At 68.5% G+C, this 2,208-nt stretch carries 2 protein-coding genes and 1 pseudogene; all 3 read left to right on the forward strand.

Annotation, left to right across the window (positions count from 1 at the left end):
* Positions 1-1,198 (forward strand): phosphoglucosamine mutase (gene glmM / locus WA317_RS18450; RefSeq protein WP_425174413.1); only part of this gene is annotated, 1,198 nt, incomplete at its 5' end.
* Positions 1,199-1,235: 37 nt separating this feature from the next.
* Positions 1,236-1,532, forward strand: a complete 297-nt coding sequence (locus WA317_RS18455; RefSeq protein WP_425174414.1) for a type VII secretion target — start codon at positions 1,236-1,238, stop codon at positions 1,530-1,532.
* Between the two features lie 2 nt (positions 1,533-1,534).
* Positions 1,535-2,208, forward strand: a pseudogene (locus WA317_RS18460) (hypothetical protein); the annotation flags it as partial.

Consider the following 2,208-nt stretch of genomic DNA (forward strand, 5'->3'; position numbering starts at 1 on the left):
AGTAGGGCGCGATCCGCGGGCCAGCGGCGAGATGCTCGAAGCGGCCGTCATCGCCGGCCTGACCAGCGCGGGTGTCGACGCACTACGTACCGGCGTGCTGCCGACCCCCGCCGTCGCCTACTTGACCAGCGCCTATGGCGCCGACTTCGGCGTAATGATCTCAGCGTCGCACAACCCGATGCCTGATAACGGCATCAAGATCTTCGGCCCGGGCGGCCACAAACTCGACGACGTCACCGAAGACCAGATCGAGGAACTGGTTGCGGCCGGTCCCGGCCTGCGCCCGGTCGGAGCGGCGATCGGGCGGGTCATCGACGCCGACGACGCGCTGGAGCGCTACGTGCGCCAAGTGACCAGCACGAGCACCATCCCGCTCGACGGCCTGACGGTGGTCGTCGACTGCGCCCACGGCGCGGCGTCAGAGGCGGCGCCCCGCGCCTATAGGGCGGCCGGGGCCCGGGTCATTTCGATCAACGCCCAACCCAACGGCCTGAACATCAACGACGACTGCGGGTCGACACACCTCGACCCACTGCGCTCGGCGGTGCTCGCCCACAAAGCCGACCTCGGCTTGGCTCACGACGGCGACGCCGACCGGTGCCTGGCCGTCGACACCAACGGCGATCTGGTCGACGGCGACCAGATCATGGTGGTGCTGGCGCTGGCCATGCAGGAGGCCGGCGAACTGGCCGCCAACACGTTGGTGGCCACGGTGATGAGCAACCTCGGCCTGCACCTGGCGATGCGCTCGGCCGGCGTCACCGTTCGCACCACCGGCGTGGGTGATCGTTACGTCCTCGAAGAGCTGCGCGCCGGTGACTACAGCCTCGGCGGGGAGCAGTCCGGCCACATCGTGATGCCCGCGCTGGCTACCACCGGCGACGGCATCATGACCGGCCTGCGGTTGATGGCGCGGATGGCGCAAACGGGATCGCCGCTGTCGGCTCTCGCGTCGGCGATGCGTACATTGCCGCAGGTGCTGGTCAACGTCGAGGCCGCGGATAAGGCCGCCGTCGTCGCTGCGCCCGCGGTGCGGGCCGCCGTGCAGGAAGCTAAAGACGAATTGGGTGACACCGGCCGAATCTTGTTGCGCCCATCTGGAACTGAGCCGCTGATCCGGATCATGGTGGAAGCCGCCGACCAGGACATCGCCCGCCGGCTCGCGATGCGGGTCGCGGACTCGGTAAATCAGCGCTGACCGGAACGCAACGCGGTGCCGGTCCGTCCTAGCCGGTATGGGACAAACTTACGTCGAGGTCGCAGCGCTGCGGGCAGTCGCTAACCAATTGGACTGCACTGCGCAGATCATCGACGCCGCAGCGCGAAATAACCTCTCGCAGTTGGCTTTCAACGGTGCTACCGCCGGCCGGGGGCATATCGGCCGCGGCAACGCGCTGCACACGTCGCTGAATCGGCTGCACGTTGACTTGGCGCAGTGGTCACGGGCGACCGTCGAGATCTCTGCGGCGCTGCGTGCTGCAGCTGATCGCTACGCCGACGCCGAACTGCGCAGCACCGCGCGGATCGGCTGACCGTGGCGGAACGCTTCAACGTCGCACAGCGACTGGCGGAGGCCGTGTCTGCTGTCGAGCACACTGAGAGCTACGTATGGGCATGCCATGTCCTCGGATACCAGCATCCTGGCCTGACCGCCTACGCGTCACAAGTCCGCGATCGATACGACACCGAAGACGGCTTGGACCTGTTCGTGCTCGACGACGACTGCGCAAAGCTGAGGGCTGCCGCCAGCGCCGCCGATGAAGCCCTGAGCAGGCAGCGTGCACAGCACGCCGAGTTGGCCGAAGCCTGGACGGGCCCCGGAGCCGACGCGGCGACGGAGTTCTTACAGCGTCATTGCCGCGCCGGTGAAACCGTCGCGGCCAATGTCGCGGTCGCCGCCGAGCGCTGCGCGGCGCTGCGCGACGACCTGTGGCAGCTCATCGATGCCAAGGCCGCGACGGCGGTCGCCATCGACGACCGCCGGCTCGCCGAACGGCCCGCATGGCTGGCCGCCGCCCAGACGGTATTGAACGGAGCAGGGAATCGCTCGCCGGCCGACGAGCTGGTCGACCAACAGATCAAGCCCTACGTCGACACCGACGTTCGCATCGACTGGCTCGACGCCATGCGCTCGACCGCAGCGTCGGCGGACGCGTCCCTCGACGCGGCCAACGACGCGGTGACCGCCGCGGCCGCGCCGCACTTCGA

This window comes from Mycobacterium sp. (assembly GCF_049802695.1).
Taxonomy (GTDB): Bacteria; Actinomycetota; Actinomycetes; order Mycobacteriales; family Mycobacteriaceae; genus Mycobacterium.

What these genes read in the sequence shown, in the direction of transcription:
- WA317_RS18455 (WP_425174414.1), top strand. Translation starts at nt 1,236, where the DNA reads ATGGGACAAACTTACGTCGAGGTCGCAGCGCTGCGGGCAGTCGCTAAC.